Source organism: Arthrobacter sp. 4R501, from assembly GCF_002929755.1.
GTDB lineage: Bacteria > Actinomycetota > Actinomycetes > Actinomycetales > Micrococcaceae > Arthrobacter.
On record NZ_PJIW01000031.1, the window covers coordinates 18,673 to 36,005 of the forward strand.

The following is a 17,333-nucleotide window of genomic DNA, read 5'->3' on the forward strand; positions in this document are numbered from 1 at the left end:
ACCGGGACCAGTATCAAGGAGTCGCAATGAAGCGCTTTACCAAAGCCACGCGAATATTGTCAGTGGCCGCCCTGACCGTCATGGGGGCAGGCCTGGCTGCCTGCGGCGGAAGCGGAGGCGGCGGCGATGGCGGTTCCGCCACGTCCGCCAAGGGCCCCATCAAGATCTGGTACTCCAACAACGAGTTCGAGGTGAAGTGGGGCAAGGCCATGGTGGAATCCTGGAACTCCGCCCACCCGGACGAGAAGATCGATGCGCAAGAGATCCCTGCCGGCAAGAGCTCCGAGGAAGTCATCGGCGCAGCCATCACGGCCGGCAACGCTCCCTGCCTGGTCTTCAACACCGCGCCTGTGGCAGTTCCCCAGTTCCAGAAGCAGGGTGGTTTGGTGGCCCTGGATGAGTTCCCGGACGGGCTCCAGTACATCAAGGACCGCACCGGTGACCTGGCGGACCAGTACAAGTCCGCGGACGGCAAGATGTACCAGCTGCCGTGGAAGTCCAATCCCGTTGTCCTCTTCTACAACAAGGACATGTTTGCCAAGGCCGGGCTGGATCCGGAGAACCCGAAGCTGGGGACGCACCAGGAACTGCTGGACACCGCCCGGACCCTGGTGTCCTCAGGTGCTGCCACCAACGCCATGTGGCCCTCACCGGCCAGTGACTTCTTCCAGGCCTGGTTCGATTTCTACTCCTTCTATGCAGCCAACTCCGACGGCACCCCGCTGGTGAAGGACGGCAAGGCCACGTTCGACAGCGAGGAGGGCAAGCAGGTCGCCACGATGTTCGAGACGCTCTACAAGGAGAACCTGGCCTCCAAGGAGGTCTACCAGGGCGATTCATTCGCCGAGGGCAAGGCGGCCATGTCCATGGCCGGTCCGTGGGCCATCGCCGCCTACAAGGACAAGGTGAACTGGGGCGCAGTCCCGGTCCCCGCTGCCGCGGCTAAGGCTGATGCCTCAACCTTCTCCGACGCCAAGAACGTGGCCATGTACTCGGCCTGCGAGAACCAGGGCACCGCCTGGGAGGTCATGAAGTTCGCCACCAGCGAGGAGCAGGACGGCAAGCTGCTGACCGACACCGGCCAGATGCCCATGCGCAAGGACCTTCCCACGGTCTACGCGGACTACTTCGCCAAGAACCCGGCCTACACGCAGTTTGCCGATCAGGCTGCGCGGACCGTGGAGGTCCCCAACGTCTCCAACTCGGTTGAAGTGTGGCAGACCTTCCGCACCGCCTACGCGAAGGCCGTGATCTTCGGGAACGAAAGCATCGATACCTCGTTCAAGGCCGCGGCGGACAAGATCAACCAACTGGTAGCCCAGAAGTAGCGGTGACCCCCAATGTCACTCCGCTCTTCTAGTGGGAACCCTGTCACGGGGAAACCGGCTGGTGGAACGGCGGACCGGCGGCTGGTGCCCAGGAAGCGTAAGAACTTCCTGGGCCCCCAGCCGCTGGGCCTGCTGTTCAGCGCCCCCTACGTCATCTACGTGCTGGCCGTCCTGGCGTTTCCGCTCGGCTACGCCGTCTACATTTCCTTCCACGATTTCTTCTTCACAGCACCGCGGGTCAAGGTGGACCGGCCGTTTGTAGGGTTCGAAAACTACATCACCGTCCTGTCAGACCCCGCCGTCCAGCGCTCCTTCCTGAACATCGGCGTCTTCCTCATCATCAACGTCCCGCTCACGGTGGGCCTGTCCCTGCTGCTGGCAAACGCCCTGAACCGCGTGACCCGGCTCAAGACCTTCTTCCGCCTCAGCTACTACGTCCCATACGTGACGGCGAGCGTCGCCGTCGTGGGTGTCTGGCTTTTCCTGTTCCAGGGAAACGGGCTGATCAACACACTGCTGGGGCCCCTGGCCCCAGCCCCTTCCTGGCTGGTGAATTCGTGGCTGGCCATGCCCACCGTGGCCCTGTACGTGACGTGGAAACAGCTGGGATTCTTCATCCTGCTCTACCTCGCGGCGCTGCAGAACATCCCCGATGAGCTCTATGAATCAGCGTCCGTGGACGGCGGCAACAAGTGGGTCCAGTTCTGGAACATCACCGTTCCCGGCGTCCGGCCCGCCAGCGTCCTGGTCACGCTGCTGGCCACCATCACCGGCGCGAACCTCTTCACCGAGCCGTACCTGCTGACCGGCGGCGGCGGGCCGGACGGGGCCTCGGCCTCCCCGGTGTTCATCATGTACCAGCGGGGACTCCTGCAGGGCAACCCCGACGTCGCGGCCGCGCTGGGCGTGGTGCTGGTGATCGGCGTCCTGCTGATCGCCCTGATCCAGAAACGCCTCGTGGGCGGGAAGGAGGACTGACATGTCCGTCACCAACGCACAAAACGCCAAGAACGACGACGACGCGAGCCGGCTCCCCGAGCAAGCGGAACCCGTCCTGCGTCCCGACTCGGGCGTCGAAAAGCGCCGCAACCTGGGTGTGGGCAGCTTCATCCTGCTGGGCGTGGGCGCCTTCGTGTTCCTCTTCCCGTTCTACTACATGCTCATCGGTTCGCTGCAGACCGCCCCGGACACCTCGATTTTCGGCGCGTTCCCCAATCCGGCCAACATCACCGGGGCCAACTATGTGCAGATCAACGAGTCCATCAACCTGTTCCGCGGCCTGCTCAACTCCGGCATCTTCACCGGCGGTGTCATCCTCTTCACGGTGGTTTTCGGGCTGCTGGTGGGCTACGCCCTGGCGCAGATGAAGTTCCGTGGCCGCGGCGTGGTGTTCGGCATGATGCTGCTGGTGCAGATGATCCCGTTCCAGCTGCTGCTCATCCCGCTCTACGTCATGATCGTGCGCGACTACGGCCTGGCGGACAGCTTCCTGGGCATGATCCTGCCGTTCGCCATCAACTCCACGGCGGTGTTTGTGTTCCGCCAGTACTTCCTCCAGCTGCCCTCAACGCTGTTTGAGGCGGCCCGGATCGACGGCGCCTCGGAGCTTCGGATCCTGTGGCAGATCGCCATCCCGCTGGTCCGTCCTGCCATCGTCACCGCCGTGCTGCTGACCTTCATCGGCCCGTGGAACGAGTTCCTGTGGCCGTTCCTGGTCACGAAGGAGCAGTCCCTGCAACCCCTGGCCGTGTCCCTGGCCAACTTCATCTCCAACATCGCCGGCCAGGCCGGCAACCCGTTCGGTGCCATCCTTGCCGGTGCCTGCGTCCTGGCGGCGCCCGCCGTCGCGCTGTTCATTTTCTTCCAGCGCCAGTTCATTTCCACCAATATCGGTTCCAGCGTAAAGGGCTAATCAATGACTTCCCCCCACACTTCTGCACTCCCCACTGTCCCGTTCACCCTCACCCGCGCCGGCGTCATCATGACCCCAGAGCCCGGCAATGACTTCGAAGCCGAGGGCGTCCTCAATCCCGCCAGCGGCCGCGGCCCGGACGGCGAGCTGTATCTGCTGCCCCGGCTGGTGGCCACGGGCAACGTGTCCCGCGTTGGCCTTGCCAAGGTGGTCATCAACGACGACGGCGTGCCCTCCGGCGTGGAACGCGAGGGTGTGGTCCTGGCCCCGGACGAGGGCTGGGAACGCGGCATGAACAATGCCGGCACCGAGGATCCGCGCACCACCTGGGTGCCCGCCCTTGGCAAGCACCTCATGACCTACGTGGCCTACGGCCCGCTGGGTCCCCGCCTCGCTTTCGCCCACTCCGAGGACCTCCGGAACTGGGAACGCCTTGGCCCCTGCTTCTTCGAGTACCAGGCCGATCTCTCCATGGACCTAAACCTCTTTCCCAACAAGGATGCGGTGTTCTTCCCGGAGCCGGTGAACGACCCCGACGGCGTGCCCTCCTACGCCATGCTGCACCGCCCCATGTGGGACCTGGGCTGGATCCGTCCCGGCGAAGGCGAGCACCTGCCCGCCGGCGTCACGGACAACCGCCCCGGCATCTGGATTTCCTACGTGGCCGTGGCCGACGTCGAACGCGACCTCCGCAACCTGGTGCACATGGGCAAGCACCGGCTGGTGGCCCTCAGCGAGTTCCCCTTCGAGGAACTGAAGATCGGCGGCGGCCCGCCCCCCATCCGCGTGGACGAAGGCTGGCTCCTGATCCACCACGGCGTGGCCGGAAAGATGGCCGCCTCCGCCTTCGAGCAGCAGCAGAACGTCAACTACACCGCCGCGGCCATGATCCTGTCCGCGGATGACCCCTCCAAGGTCATCGCCCGCAGCGACAAGCCGTTGCTGGCGCCGGAAACCGAGGACGAGATCTCCGGGATCGTGCCGAACGTGGTGTTCCCCACCGCGATCGAAAAAATCGGCGACCAGCTGTTTGTGTTCTATGGGATGGCCGACTCCAAAATCGGCGTGGCCAAACTGGACCGGGTCTGAGGGTGCAGCCTTCACCGAAGGCCACACGGCCGGTGGTGACGGCGGTGGCCGTTTCCCTGCTGGCTGTTTCGCTGCAGACAGGTGCCGTCACGGCGGCCCCTGCCGCGCCGCCGTCGTCCGCCAGTGCGCACACTGCAACGGCGGCACCCGTCCTGGAACCCGCATTGGCCGACGGCGGGAGCCTGACCAACCTGGACCACCTGGACTTCCTGCTGGACACGGTTCCGCTGGCTCCGGTGGCCGGGCACACCACCTACCAGCTGGAGCAGGACCCCGAGGCCGAAGCGCCGTGGACCTACGCCGACAAGAACGACGACGGCAGCTATGACCGCGTGGGCGGCGGGGACCTGGATCCGGCCACGGGTGACTGGACCCAAGGTGCCTACAACGCGGACGATATTGCCCGCACCGCCGTGGTGTACCTGCGGCACTGGAAGCAGACCGGGGACCTGGCGAGCAAGGAGCACGCCTTCCAGAACCTTCGTACGCTTACGTACCTGCAGACGGTGGACGGCCCGAACACCGGCAACGTCGTCCTCTGGCAGCAGGCGGACGGCAGCCTGAACCCCAGCGCCATTCCCGTGGAACTGCCGGATCCGTCCGACTCCGCGGAGTCCTACTGGTTGGCCCGCACGGTGTGGGCCCTGGGCGAAGGTTTCGCAGGGTTTGCGGAGTCCGATCCGGAGTTCGCCGCGTTCCTGCAGGACCGGCTGCACCTGTCACTGGGTGCCCTGAACCGCCAGTCCCTCGCCAAGTACGGAACGTTCGACACCGCCGACGGCGTCCAGGTCCCGGCCTGGCTCATTGCCGGCGGCGCGGATGCCTCCGCGGAGGCCGTGCTGGGCCTGGCCGCGTACGTGGAGACCGTTCCGTCCGATGCCGTGGCCACCACGGCGCTGTCCCGGCTGAGCGAGGGTGTGGCCGCGATGTCTTCCGGCTCGGCCACGCAATGGCCGTTCGGCGCGATCATGCCGTGGAACAAGTCGCAGAGCCTCTGGCATGCGTGGGGCGGCATGGCTCCGGCCGCTGTTGCCACCGCATCCACTGTTCTGGACCGGCCAGACCTGCTGACGGCAGCCGTGAAGGACACCGCGCAGTTCACGCCGCAGCTGCTCGCGGCGGGCGGTCCGGACAACGCCTGGAGCCCCGCTCCCGGCGAGGCGCAGATCGCCTACGGCGTGGACTCGCGCGTCCAAAGCCTGGTGGCGACGGCGGAAGCCGCCGATGCCCCGGGCCTCCTGGACGTGGCCGCCATCGCCGCGGGCTGGTTCTTCGGCGCCAACCCCAACGGCGCCCCCGCCTACAACCCGGCCACCGGCACGGCCATCGACGGGATAGAAACGGACGGCCGGATCAACCCCAACTCCGGCGCCGAATCCACCATCCACGCCCTGCTCACCATGCTGGCCCTCGACGCCGACCCGGACCTCCGGGCCAAAGCCTTGGGGATCAGCGTGACCGAGGGGACCAACGGACTCAGCGTGGTGGAAGCCGAGGCCGGCACCATCACAGGCAGCGGCACCGTGGTGCGGCCGCCGTCGTCCTGGACCGGCGAAGCGAATATCTCCGGCGGGGCATATGTCGACCTGAACTCCGGCGGCAGTCTTTCCATCCCGCTGCCGGCAGCGGACCAGCCCAGCAATGTCTTCCCCATCGTGAACCAGGCAATTGCGCCCTCGGGCACCACCACCTGGACCTCGGCCAAGGGCCTGCTCGGCACCACGGCCAACGGCGGGGCAGGGGCGCAGGGCATCACCGATGCCCCCGGCATCCTCATCCCGTTCACCCTGCGGCGCGCCCTCGCTGCCGGCCTGACCTCGGTCACCGCCAGCACCGACGGCCAGGCGGCACTGGACGCACTCCTGGTCCAGCCGCTGATCTCCACGGTGTCCGTCTCCGGTTCCGGCGGCGACTCCACGCTGTACGTCAGCGCGGCCAAGTCCACCACGGTGCAGCAGGTGGGCGTGCCGGAAGGGTTTGTGCTGGTCCAGCGCCAGTACGACTCCGCCGGCCAGCCCGTCAAGGGCTCCAACGGCAGCGCCGGCACCACGTCCGGACGCGTCACGGTGGCCCCGGGCGGCTTCACCCTGGTGACGCTGACCGCCGGCTGAGGTTTGGCGCTGCCGGCCGAGATTCACTTCCAACGGGCCGGCGTCACGCACGGCAGCCTTTTGGAAGGCACGACGGCGCCCTGCCGCGGATTCGCGCGGTGGGGCGCCGTCGTCGGGCGTTAAAGCCTGCCCTGCGTCACACGACGTGACGCGACGCCAGCGGCGGAAGGCGGGTCCCGCCGTCGGACTTTACACGGTGGCAATGGCCGGGACATTCAGGCGAAACCGCCCGCCGGAAACATGGGATACGGCCCCTCCGGCCTTCCTGGCCAGGCTCTGCTGAAGGAGTGCATGCATGGCTATGCCGTTGAACCAGAGCGTGGCGGATTCCGCCCTGCTGACCAGATCGCTGCCGCTGGGCCTGCTGCGGACGTTCATCCAGTCGGACCTGGCGGACGAAGGGTTCACGCCCACCCTCCTGGCCGAACTGAAGGTTCTCGCCCGTGTCCCCGGGCTGCTGGTGGCCTGCAACTACGGCGGAACACTGTGCGACGCCGAGGGAATCTCCACCGAGACCCTTCCCCTGGGGAGCGCCGCGATCGCGCTCCGCGCCCTGGCCGCCCTGCCCAACACCCATGCCGCCGTCATCTCTGGGCGCTCGCTGCGTGACCTCGCCGCAGTGTCCCGGCTGCCCGCGGAGGTGCATCTCATCGGATCGCATGGCGCGGAGTCGGACATGGCCTTCGCCCACGTCCAGGACCTCGCCACCGAAGCCACGCTCCACAAGGTAGGCACGGCGCTGACTGAGGCCGTGGGTTTCCAGGAGGGCATCTGGATCGAGCGGAAGCCGGTGGCCGTGTCGGTGCACACCCGGCCGGCCTCCCCGGCGGTGGTGCAGGTGGTGACGGAAACGGCCCGGGAGATCGCCAGGGCCCATGGGCTGTTCTTCATCGTGGACGGTTCGGTACTGGACCTCTCGGTAACGGAACCGGCCAAGGCGGACGCCCTGGAAAATCTCCGGTCCCGGCTGGGCGCGAGTGCTGCGCTGTACGCAGGTGACGCCCACAGCGACGAACTGGCCATCGCCACGCTCCGCGGCCCGGACCTGGGGTTGCGAGTTGGCCCGGGGAAGACCAGGGCGTCCCACCGGCTGCGGGACCCGGAATCCTTCGCCCGCGTCCTGGCCCTCCTGTTCGAGCTGCGGCGGGCCTGGCTTTTCGGCGAGGACGCAGTGGGGCTCGAGCGCCACACGATGATCGGCAACGGATCCTCCACCGCTTTGCTCACGCCGGATGCCAAGGTCTGCTGGATGAGCCACCCGCTCCCGGATTCAGGGTCGCTGTTCGCCCACATCCTGGGCGGCGACGCCGCCGGGCACTTCTCCGTTGAGCCGGCCAAGTCCTCGCAGGTCCTGGGCCAGCGCTACGTGGACAGCACCATGATCGTGGAGACGCGCTGGGCGGACGTGACCGTCACGGACTACCTGGAGCCGGCCCCGGATGGGATCACCAGCCTGGTCCGGGTGCTCTCTGGCACCGGCGGCGCCAAGATCGTCTTCGCACCCCGGCCGGACTACGCCAACGCGCCGTTCAGCATGGAGGCCCGCGGCGACGAACTCCATGTGGTGGGAACCTCCGATCCCATCATCCTTTTTGCCCCGGGCGTCAGCTTCACCATCACCTCGGATGGCCTCCACGCCACAGCCACCGCTTCGGTCAACCTCCAGGACGGGCCGGTGGTCCTCAACCTGCGCTGCGGCGACACCGAGCCGGCGCTGGCGGACCCCCGCGGGGAGACGGACCGGCGGGCGGGCGTGGCGCTCCACTCCCGGCGCTGGGTGCAGGAACTGGAACTGCCCTCGGTGAAGCCATCGCTGGTCCGCCGCTCAGCGCTGGTCCTCCGCGCCCTCGTGCACGAGCCCACGGGTGCCGTGCTGGCCGCGCCCACCACGTCGCTGCCCGAAGGAATCGGCGGCACACGGAACTGGGATTACCGCTACTGCTGGCTGCGGGACGGCTCCATGACGGTGAACGCGCTGGTGGACCTGGGCTCCACGGCGGAGGCGGCCGGGTTCCTCAGCTGGCTGGGCCGGATCCTTGAGCATGCGCCGGGCCCGGAATGGCTGCATCCCCTGTACTCGGTGACGGGGGCGCCGCTGTCCACGGAGGCCGTCATCGACAGCCTGCCCGGGTATGCGGGGTCCCGGCCGGTCCGGATCGGCAACGCCGCGGACCACCAGGTCCAGCTGGATGTCTTCGGACCGGTGGCTGAACTGATCCACGGCGTGAGCTTGCGGAACGGTGGCCTCGAGGATGACCACTGGGACCTTTTGGTGCAGATGGCGGCCGCCGTCCTGGCCCGGTGGCATGAGCCCGACCACGGCATCTGGGAAGCCCGGCGTCCGCCGCGGCACCACGTCTACACCAAAGTGATGTGCTGGGTGACGCTGGACCGCGCCCTCCGGACCGCCGCCCGGCACGGCAGAACGCCGGATCCGTCATGGGAACCAACGGCCCGGACCATCCGGGAGGAAGTCCTGCGCGAAGGCTGGGATGACTCGGCCGCGTCCTACACGGTGGCCTACGACAGCCCGGACCTGGATGCAGCCGTCCTCCACATCGGGCTCTCCGGCCTGCTGGATGTCACTGACCACCGGTTCCTGGACACCGTCACCGCCGTGGAAAGGGAACTGCGGGTGGGCCCCACCGTGTTCCGGTACAGGTACGACGACGGCCTGCCGGGTTTGGAGGGCGGCTTCCACATCTGCACCACCTGGCTGATTGAGGCGTACGTTGCGGTGGGCAGGATCGAGGAGGCCTGGGACCTGTTCGACCAGCTGGTGAACCTCTTCGGCCCCACGGGCCTGCTGCCCGAAGAATACGATCCCAGCACGGAGACGCACCTGGGGAACCACCCGCAGGCCTACTCGCACCTGGGGTTCATCCGCTGCGCCCGGATCCTGGACCGGCACAAGCCGGAGGCCAAAAGGACATAACCCGGCGCGAACGTACACTTGGGGCCCTGTTGGGAGGGCCCCAACTGCTCGTTCGCGCTGGTCAGTTCAGCAGCAGCGCGACGCCGATCATGGCGGGTACCGCCACCACCGTGGTGATCAGGACGGTGTCCTTGGCCACGGTGAGGCCGGTCTGGTAGCGGCTGGCGGCAACAAAAACGTTCTGCGCGGTTGGGAGAGACGCCACTACGACGGCCGCGAACAGGGCCGGGCCGTCGAGCCCTACGGCAAAGCGGGCAAAAACGTAGGCGATGGCCGGCTGGACCACCAGTTTGAAGGCACTGGCCAGGAGGGTGTCCACGCGCCGGCCGGCGGCGGCCTGCAATGGCCGGCCGCCGTTCAGGCTCATGCCGAAGGCGATCAGCATGGCCGGAATCGCGGCGCCGCCAATGAGGTGGATCGGCTCCAGGAGCAGCGGCGGAACCTCCCAACCGGTCCCCGCCACCAGCAGGCCCAGGCCCGAGCCAACGATCATCGGGTTCCGCAGGATCATAAGAATGAATCCCCAGGGCGTGGTGCGGTGTGAGCTGGTGCTGGCGTCCAGGATCATCAGGAAAATCGGCGTGAAGAACGCCAGCTGGAAGATCAGCAGTGGTGCCACGTAACTGGCGTCGCCCAGGACATACACCGCGATGGGAATACCGAGGTTCGCGGAGTTGGCCAGGGACGCGGCCATCGAGGACATCAGTGCTTCCGGCAAAGCGCGCTTGAGGACGAACTTGACGATGCTGAAGAAGATAAGGGCGGTGCAGACGGCGGACACAGCCGTGACCAGCAACGGTTCCGCGAAGACTTCCCGCAGCTGCGCCTTGCTGAGGGTCTCGAAGAGGAGTGCAGGGCTGGCCACAAAGAAGGTCAGGCCACTGAGGACCTGGCGGGCGTTGTCGCCCAGGATCCGTTGGCGGCCGACGAACCAGCCCACCATGATGATGAACCAGACAACAAAGAAGCCCTGCAGCACGCCTACCACGAAAAGCCTCCGAGGCTGCGGCGGCGGTGTCTGCCCGGACTCACGCTCCGGCTACAGGGCGGCGTTGTTCAGGGCGAAGGGCGGACGCATCAGGCCCGGCGTGTGGCACTCGGCGGGGTCGTTTCCGATCTGGACAATCTTGTTGTCCTTATCCACATGGATGACCTTCGGGGTGTAGGCATGGGCCTCTTCCGTGGTCATCTGGGCATAAGTGATCAGGATGACAATGTCGTTCTCGTGCATCAGGTGGGCTGCTGCCCCGTTAATGCCAATGACGCCGGAGCCGCGCTCGCCGGCGATGGTATAGGTCTCCAGGCGCGCACCGTTGGTCACGTCCACGATGGCCACGAGCTCGCCGGGAAGGATGTCGGCAGCATCCAGCAGGTCCAGGTCAACGGTGACCGATCCTACGTAGTGCAGGTCGGCATGCGTGACGGTGGCCCGGTGGATTTTGGACTTGAACATTGTGCGATTCATAACCCGCCCAGTCTAGCGTTGGCGCCCGGATCGCGCTGTGACGCACTGAACATGGCGGCGGAAGCTGTTTCCCCGCCTACCCGCACGTGACCGGGCGATCCGGCACCTAACCGGATGCGCCGCCGTCGTCCGTCCTTGCTACTGAGATGGCGGTGGCTGCCAGCGTCTCGCGGGCGGCGAGGATGGCCGGCCGCTGCGCGCTGGAGCGGCGCACCGAGGTGAACACGGTCCTGCGCGGGTGCCCCGGCAGATCCAGCAGCCGGGCGGTGGTGCCCCGCCCTGTCCAGACCAGGTCCGGCATCAGCCCCACGGCATTCCCGGACTCAATCAGCCTGATTTGCGCCTGCAGGTCCGCTGTTTCGAAGCGCACATCGGGCTCGAATCCTGCACTCCGGCAGGCCTGCTCCGCCCAGTGCCGGGAGGCTGCGCCGCGGGGCTCCATAACCCAGGGCAGCGCGGCAGTATCCTCCAGCGACGTGATGGGCGCCCGGCTGGAATCCGCCGGCGGAACGGCCAGCCGGATCGCGTCAGTGGTCAGCTTGATGCGGTCCAGCTCCGGGTACCGCGGGGCGGCGTGGCCCGGATATTGCTCGGCGATGACCAGGTCAAAATCGCGTGCCCAGGTCTCATGAAGGGCTGTTTCGGGTTCGCGCTGGATCATTTCGATCCGGACCTCCGGGTACTCCGCCGTCATCCGCGAGAGCGTGTCGGGCATCAGGGCCAGGGCCGCGGACTGGAACACCGCAATCCGGACCGTTCCCGTGACAGTGGTCAGCGACGCAGCCAGGTCCGCCTCCGCCTGCTCCAGGGTTTCGAGCAGCTGGGCGGTATGGGCCACCAGGACCTCGGCTTGGGGCGTCAGCTGCACGCGGCGCCCCGTTTTCCGGAGCAGCTCCACGCCCACTTCCTTTTCCAGCAGGGCCAGCTGCTGGGAGACCGACGACGGGCTGTACTGCAGTGCCTCCGCCACCTCCGCCAGCGTGCCCCGGATCTTCAGTTCGCGGAGAAGCCGCAGGCGACGGACATCGAGCATGGCCACATTCCTTGATGAATCTAATGGATATTGGTTAGAAGTAGTCACTTTATCTAACGCAATTGCGCTTGCATACTGGTGTACCTGAGTTACCCCCGTCACAGCCCCTTCCGGGGCGCCGTGACGGGGCCGCATCCCACGCAGGAGTTCCTGATGAGTCCCAAAGATATGACCCAGTCGATCATGCGGCGCAAACCGCTCGACGACATCGAAGAAGAGAACAAGCACAGCGGTCTGTTCAAGTCCCTGGGGCTGTGGCAGCTCACGGCCATCGGCGTCGGCGGCATCATCGGCGTCGGGATCTTCTCCCTCGCGGGCCTTGTGGCGGCGGGCAGTGAAGATAACCCGGGTGTGGGGCCCGCGGTGCTGATCTCCTTCCTTATTGCTGGCCTGGCGTCTGCTGCGGCAGCGCTGTCGTACGCGGAATTCGCCGGAATGATCCCCCGCGCCGGTTCGGCCTACACCTACGGCTATGTTGCGCTGGGCGAGGTGATCGGCTGGTTCATCGGCTGGGACCTGCTGCTGGAATACATAGCGATCGTGGCCGTTGTGGCCATTGGCATCTCCGGTTACCTTGAGGCGTTCCTATCCGGTGTCGGCGTCCATCTGCCTGTCTGGATGACCTCGACGGCAGATGAGGGCAAGGGCGGCATCGTCAACATTCCCGCCATCCTGGTCTGCCTTCTGGTGACCTGGATCCTGTCCCGCGGAACCAAGGCATTCGGGCGGTTTGAACTCGTGGCCGTCGCCATCAAGGTTGTCCTGATTCTCTTCATCATCGGGCTCGGCGTCTTCTACATCGACACCAACAACTACAACCCGTTTATGCCCAGCGGGTTCGGCCCGGTCCTGGCGGGATCGGCAACAGTGTTCTTCGCCGTGTTCGGCTACGACGCCATGAGCACCGCGGCCGAAGAGGCCCAGGACGGCAAGAAACACATGCCCAAGGCCATTGTCCTGTCCCTGATCATCGCCATGCTGCTGTATGTCGCAGCCACTCTCGTCCTGACCGGCATGCAGAACTACAAGGACATCGACCCCAAGGCCGGATTCGCCTCTGCCTTCACCGGTGTGGGCCTGCCCGTCATTGCCACCATCATTTCGGTGTTCGCCGTCCTCTCCATCCTGACCGTGATGCTGACCTTCCTCCTGGGCGTCACCCGTGTCTGGTTCTCCATGAGCCGCGACGGACTGCTGCCCGGCTGGTTTGCCAAGACCGACCGCCACGGCACGCCGCAGCGTGTGACCTGGATTGCCGGCGTCGCCTCTGCGCTGCTGGCCGGAGTGTTCCCCATCAAGGCCGTCGCCGACCTGACCAACATCGGCATCCTGGCCGCGTTCGTCGTCGTCTGTTTCTCGGTGATCGTCTTCCGCTACAAAAAGCCGGACGCCCCGCGCACCTTCCGCCTGCCCTTGATGCCGGTCATCCCCGCCTTCGGTGTGCTGGCCTCGGCTTTCCTGATGTTCCAGCTGCACTGGGAGACCTGGGCGCGGTTCGGCGTCTGGCTGGTCATCGGCCTGGCCATTTACTTCTTCTATGGCAAGAAGAACTCCCTGATGAACCCGGACAGCCCGCGCCACGAGGAGATTGTGGAGATGCACCGCCCCATCGGCTGACCCCCCATGTTTGCCCTATCACTTCTGGTCCCCATTCCTGCGGTTTAGGGACCAAAAGTGATAGGGCAACGTGTGTTTAAGGGCAAATTAAAGCATTGGTTTTTCTAACGTGTATTGCTTAGAAAACATCGCTTTATCTTATGTGATTGCAAGCTCATACTGATGAATGAGACCCCTTCCAGACCAAGGAAAGAACGAGCAAATCATGACCCACACTGCAACGGAAGCCGCCGGACAGACAGACGTCCCGCAGGCCCGTGCCCTCGCGGCGGACACCATTACCCTGGTGCGCCGCTGGCTGACCGAGGCTTCGAAAGTTCCCGTTGATGCCTCGGCCGAACAGCTCGCCGGTGTGCTGAAGGACCCGAACGGCCTGGACTTCACCGTTGGCTTCGTGGACGGCGTGGTCCGCCCCGAAGACCTCCACGTCGCTGCCCGCAACCTCGCCGCCCTGGCGCCCAAGGTCCCGGCGTTCCTGCCCTGGTACATGCGCAGCGCCGTCCGCCTCGGCGGCACCATGGCCCCGGTCCTGCCGCAGGTGGTCATCCCGATCGCCCGCCGCGTGCTCCGCGAAATGGTGGGCCACCTGATCGTCGACGCCACCGACGCCAAGCTGGGCCCGGCCATCGCCAAGATCCGCAAGGACGGCATCAAGCTCAACGTGAACCTCCTCGGCGAGGCCGTCCTGGGCGAGCACGAGGCTTCCCGACGGCTCGCGGGAACCCACACACTCCTGGCCCGCCCGGACGTGGACTACGTCTCCATCAAGGTTTCCTCCACCGTGGCCCCGCACTCCGCGTGGGCGTTCGACGAGGCCGTGGAGCACGTCGTCGAGAAGCTCACGCCGCTGTTCACCAAAGCTGCCTCCTTCGCGGGCGCTGCGTCAGGCGCGGGCGCCGGGAAGAACGCCAAGTTCATCAACCTGGACATGGAGGAATACAAGGACCTGGACATGACCATCGCGGTCTTCACCCGGATCCTGGACAAGCCCGAGTTCAAGAACCTCGAGGCCGGCATTGTGCTGCAGGCCTACCTCCCGGATGCACTCGCCGCCATGATCCGCCTGCAGGACTGGGCTGCCGAGCGCCGCGCCAACGGCGGCGCCGCCATCAAGGTCCGCGTGGTCAAGGGCGCCAACCTGCCCATGGAACACGTGGAGTCCTCGCTGCACGACTGGCCGCTGGCCACCTGGCACACCAAGCAGGACTCGGACACCAACTACAAGCGCGTCATCAACTACTCGCTGCACCCGGACCGGATCAACAACGTCCGGATCGGCGTGGCCGGCCACAACCTCTTCGACATCGCCTTCGCCTGGTTGCTCGCGAAGCAGCGCGGCGTGGAGTCCGGCATCGAATTCGAGATGCTGCTGGGCATGGCGCAAGGCCAGGCTGAAGCGGTCAAGAAGGACGTCGGTTCGCTGCTGCTGTACACGCCTGTGGTGCACCCGGCCGAGTTCGATGTCGCCATCGCCTACCTGATCCGACGTCTCGAAGAGGGCGCCAGCCAGGACAACTTCATGTCCGCCGTGTTTGAGCTCAGTGAAAACGAAGTGCTGTTCGAGCGCGAGAAACAGCGCTTCCTCGCCTCCCTGGACACGCTCGACGACGAGGTCCCCCCGGCCAACCGGCAGCAGAACCGCAGCCTCCCGCCGCAGCCCCTGCCGCGTGACACGTTCGCGAACACCCCGGACACCGACCCGTCGCTGCCCGCCAACCGCACCTGGGGGCGGGCCATCCTGGACCGCGTCCCGTCCTCCACGCTGGGCAACGCCGCCGTCGACGCCGCCACCATCAGTGACGCGGATACCCTCAACACCGTCATCGCCACCGCCGTCGAGAAGGGCAAGGCCTGGGGCGCCCTGTCCGGCGACGAGCGCGCCGAGATCCTGCACCGCGCCGGCGATGTCCTCGAAGCCCGCCGCGCGGACCTCCTGGAGGTCATGGCCAGCGAAACCGGAAAGACCATCGACCAAGGCGATCCCGAGGTCAGCGAAGCCGTGGACTTCGCGCACTACTACGCCGAGTCCGCCCGCAAGCTGGAAAAGGTCGACGGCGCCACGTTCGTCCCGGCCAAACTCACCGTGGTGACCCCGCCGTGGAACTTCCCGGTGGCCATCCCGGCAGGGTCCACCCTCGCGGCACTCGCCGCCGGCTCCGCCGTCGTGATCAAACCCGCGAAGCAGGCCCGCCGCAGCGGTGCCGTGATGATCGAAGCCCTTTGGGAAGCCGGCGTCCCGAAGGACGTGCTGACCATGGTCCAGCTCGGCGAGCGTGAACTCGGCCAGCAACTGATCTCCCACCCGTCGGTGGACCGCGTGATCCTGACCGGCGGCTACGAGACCGCGGAACTCTTCCGCTCCTTCCGCAAGGACCTGCCGCTGCTGGCCGAAACCAGCGGCAAGAACGCCATCATCGTTACCCCCAGCGCTGACCTGGACCTGGCGGCCAAGGACGTGGCGTACTCGGCGTTCGGCCATGCCGGCCAGAAGTGCTCGGCAGCATCACTGGTGATCCTGGTGGGCTCCGTTGCCAAGTCCAGGCGCTTCCACAACCAGCTCGTCGACGCCGTCACGTCCCTGAAAGTGGGCTACCCGGAGGACCCCACCAGCCAGATGGGCCCCATCATCGAGCCCGCCAACGGCAAGCTCCTGAACGCCCTCACCACCCTGGGCGAAGGCGAAACCTGGGCCGTGGAACCGAAGAAGCTCGACGAAACCGGCCGCCTGTGGAGCCCCGGCGTGCGCTACGGCGTCCGCCGCGGATCATACTTCCACCTCACCGAATTCTTCGGACCGGTCCTCGGCGTCATGACCGCTGACACGCTCGAAGAGGCCATCGCCATCCAGAACCAGGTCGAGTACGGCCTCACCGCCGGCCTGCACTCCCTGAACCCGGACGAGCTCGGCACCTGGCTGGACTCCATCCAGGCCGGGAACCTCTATGTGAACCGCGGCATCACCGGCGCCATCGTGCAGCGCCAGCCCTTCGGCGGCTGGAAGAAATCCGCCGTCGGCGCCGGAACCAAAGCCGGCGGACCCAACTACCTCGCCGGCCTCGGCGACTGGGTCAGCGCGGACGCCTCAGCCACGCGAGCCGTCACCAACGCGGGTGTCAGCCGCATCCTGAACGCCGCCGCAGGCGAACTGCAGCCGGCTGAGATTGAGTCGCTGCAGCGCTCCCTCGGGTCCGATGCCCTGGCCTGGGCCGACGAGTTCGGCACCGCCAAGGACGTTTCTGGCCTGAGTGCGGAACGGAACATTTTCCGCTACCGTGCGCTGCCGGTCACCGTGCGGCTCTCCGAAGGTGCCCCGCTGGCCCACCTCGTGCGGACCGTGGCGGCCGGTATCCTGGCCGGCTCGGCATTGACGGTGTCCACCGCCGTCGAACTTCCCGCCCAGCTGCGCGCCGTGCTCACTGGGCTGGACATCACGGTCACTGTGGAGTCCGACGCCGGCTGGCTGGCTTCGGCGGCACGCCTCGCCGCGGCACGCCTCGCCGCGGCGGGCAAACTGTCCGGCGCGCGAATCCGCCTGATCGGCGGCGACGCCACCGCCCTCGCGGAGGCCACGGACGGGCGCCCTGACCTGGCGATCTACGCCCACGCGGTCACCGAAGCCGGACGGGTAGAGCTGCTGCCGTTCCTGCACGAGCAGGCCATCAGCATCACGGCCCACCGCTTCGGCACCCCGAACCACCTCTCCGATGAGCTGATCTAGGGCGGGCCGGAGCCCAACAAAACGAAAGGCCCGGTGGCCGCCATCGTGCTTGGATTCTGGGGATCGTTGCAACACCTGTTGGTTAGGTGGTTAGTAGTAAATCACGTAGACGCTCGGCTGGAGTA

The 17,333-nt window shown here is 66.5% G+C and carries 11 protein-coding genes; 8 read left to right on the forward strand and 3 right to left on the reverse strand.

Features of this window, described 5'->3' with window-relative positions; translation table 11 throughout:
- Positions 1-26: 26 nt before the first annotated feature.
- The 6 genes from CXR02_RS21095 (at position 27) to CXR02_RS21120 (ending at position 9,375) form a co-directional block, all read left to right on the forward strand.
- Positions 27-1,328, forward strand: a complete 1,302-nt coding sequence (locus CXR02_RS21095) for an extracellular solute-binding protein (RefSeq protein WP_104063770.1) — start codon at positions 27-29, stop codon at positions 1,326-1,328.
- 12 nt (positions 1,329-1,340) lie between these two features.
- The gene (locus CXR02_RS21100) at positions 1,341-2,306 is read left to right on the forward strand and encodes a carbohydrate ABC transporter permease (protein ID WP_104063771.1); all 966 of its coding nucleotides are present in this window, start codon (positions 1,341-1,343) and stop codon (positions 2,304-2,306) included.
- A gap of 178 nt (positions 2,307-2,484) precedes the next feature.
- Positions 2,485-3,240: a carbohydrate ABC transporter permease gene (locus CXR02_RS21105; protein ID WP_258061161.1), complete on the forward strand. Its 756-nt coding sequence runs from the start codon at positions 2,485-2,487 to the stop codon at positions 3,238-3,240.
- A 3-nt stretch (positions 3,241-3,243) separates the two neighbouring features.
- Positions 3,244-4,329: a glycosidase gene (locus CXR02_RS21110; RefSeq protein ID WP_104063773.1), complete on the forward strand. Its 1,086-nt coding sequence runs from the start codon at positions 3,244-3,246 to the stop codon at positions 4,327-4,329.
- Positions 4,330-4,331: 2 nt separating this feature from the next.
- Positions 4,332-6,440, forward strand: a complete 2,109-nt coding sequence (locus CXR02_RS21115; RefSeq protein WP_258061160.1) for a hypothetical protein — start codon at positions 4,332-4,334, stop codon at positions 6,438-6,440.
- A 295-nt stretch (positions 6,441-6,735) separates the two neighbouring features.
- The gene (locus CXR02_RS21120) at positions 6,736-9,375 is read left to right on the forward strand and encodes a trehalase-like domain-containing protein (protein WP_104063775.1); all 2,640 of its coding nucleotides are present in this window, start codon (positions 6,736-6,738) and stop codon (positions 9,373-9,375) included.
- A gap of 61 nt (positions 9,376-9,436) precedes the next feature.
- On the opposite strand, the gene CXR02_RS21125 is transcribed toward CXR02_RS21120, so the two are convergent.
- From CXR02_RS21125 to CXR02_RS21135, 3 genes are all read right to left on the reverse strand, one after another.
- Positions 9,437-10,363, reverse strand: coding sequence for an AEC family transporter (locus tag CXR02_RS21125; protein WP_104063776.1), 927 nt, complete (start codon positions 10,361-10,363; stop codon positions 9,437-9,439).
- A gap of 51 nt (positions 10,364-10,414) precedes the next feature.
- Positions 10,415-10,840 carry an aspartate 1-decarboxylase gene (gene panD, locus CXR02_RS21130; protein WP_181037322.1) on the reverse strand — a complete coding sequence of 142 codons (426 nt, stop codon included), beginning with the start codon at positions 10,838-10,840 and terminating at the stop codon, positions 10,415-10,417.
- Between the two features lie 106 nt (positions 10,841-10,946).
- The gene (locus CXR02_RS21135; RefSeq protein WP_104063778.1) at positions 10,947-11,873 is read right to left on the reverse strand and encodes a LysR substrate-binding domain-containing protein; all 927 of its coding nucleotides are present in this window, start codon (positions 11,871-11,873) and stop codon (positions 10,947-10,949) included.
- A gap of 153 nt (positions 11,874-12,026) precedes the next feature.
- Here CXR02_RS21135 and CXR02_RS21140 point away from each other — a divergent pair, with 153 nt between their 5' ends.
- Both CXR02_RS21140 and CXR02_RS21145 read left to right on the forward strand, forming a co-directional pair.
- A complete protein-coding gene (locus CXR02_RS21140) occupies positions 12,027-13,490 on the forward strand; it encodes an amino acid permease (RefSeq protein WP_104063779.1) in 1,464 nt (487 codons plus the stop codon).
- A gap of 205 nt (positions 13,491-13,695) precedes the next feature.
- On the forward strand, positions 13,696-17,208 hold the full coding sequence (locus CXR02_RS21145) for a bifunctional proline dehydrogenase/L-glutamate gamma-semialdehyde dehydrogenase (RefSeq protein ID WP_104063780.1): 3,513 nt from the start codon (positions 13,696-13,698) through the stop codon (positions 17,206-17,208).
- The last annotated feature ends 125 nt before the right edge of the window (positions 17,209-17,333 follow it).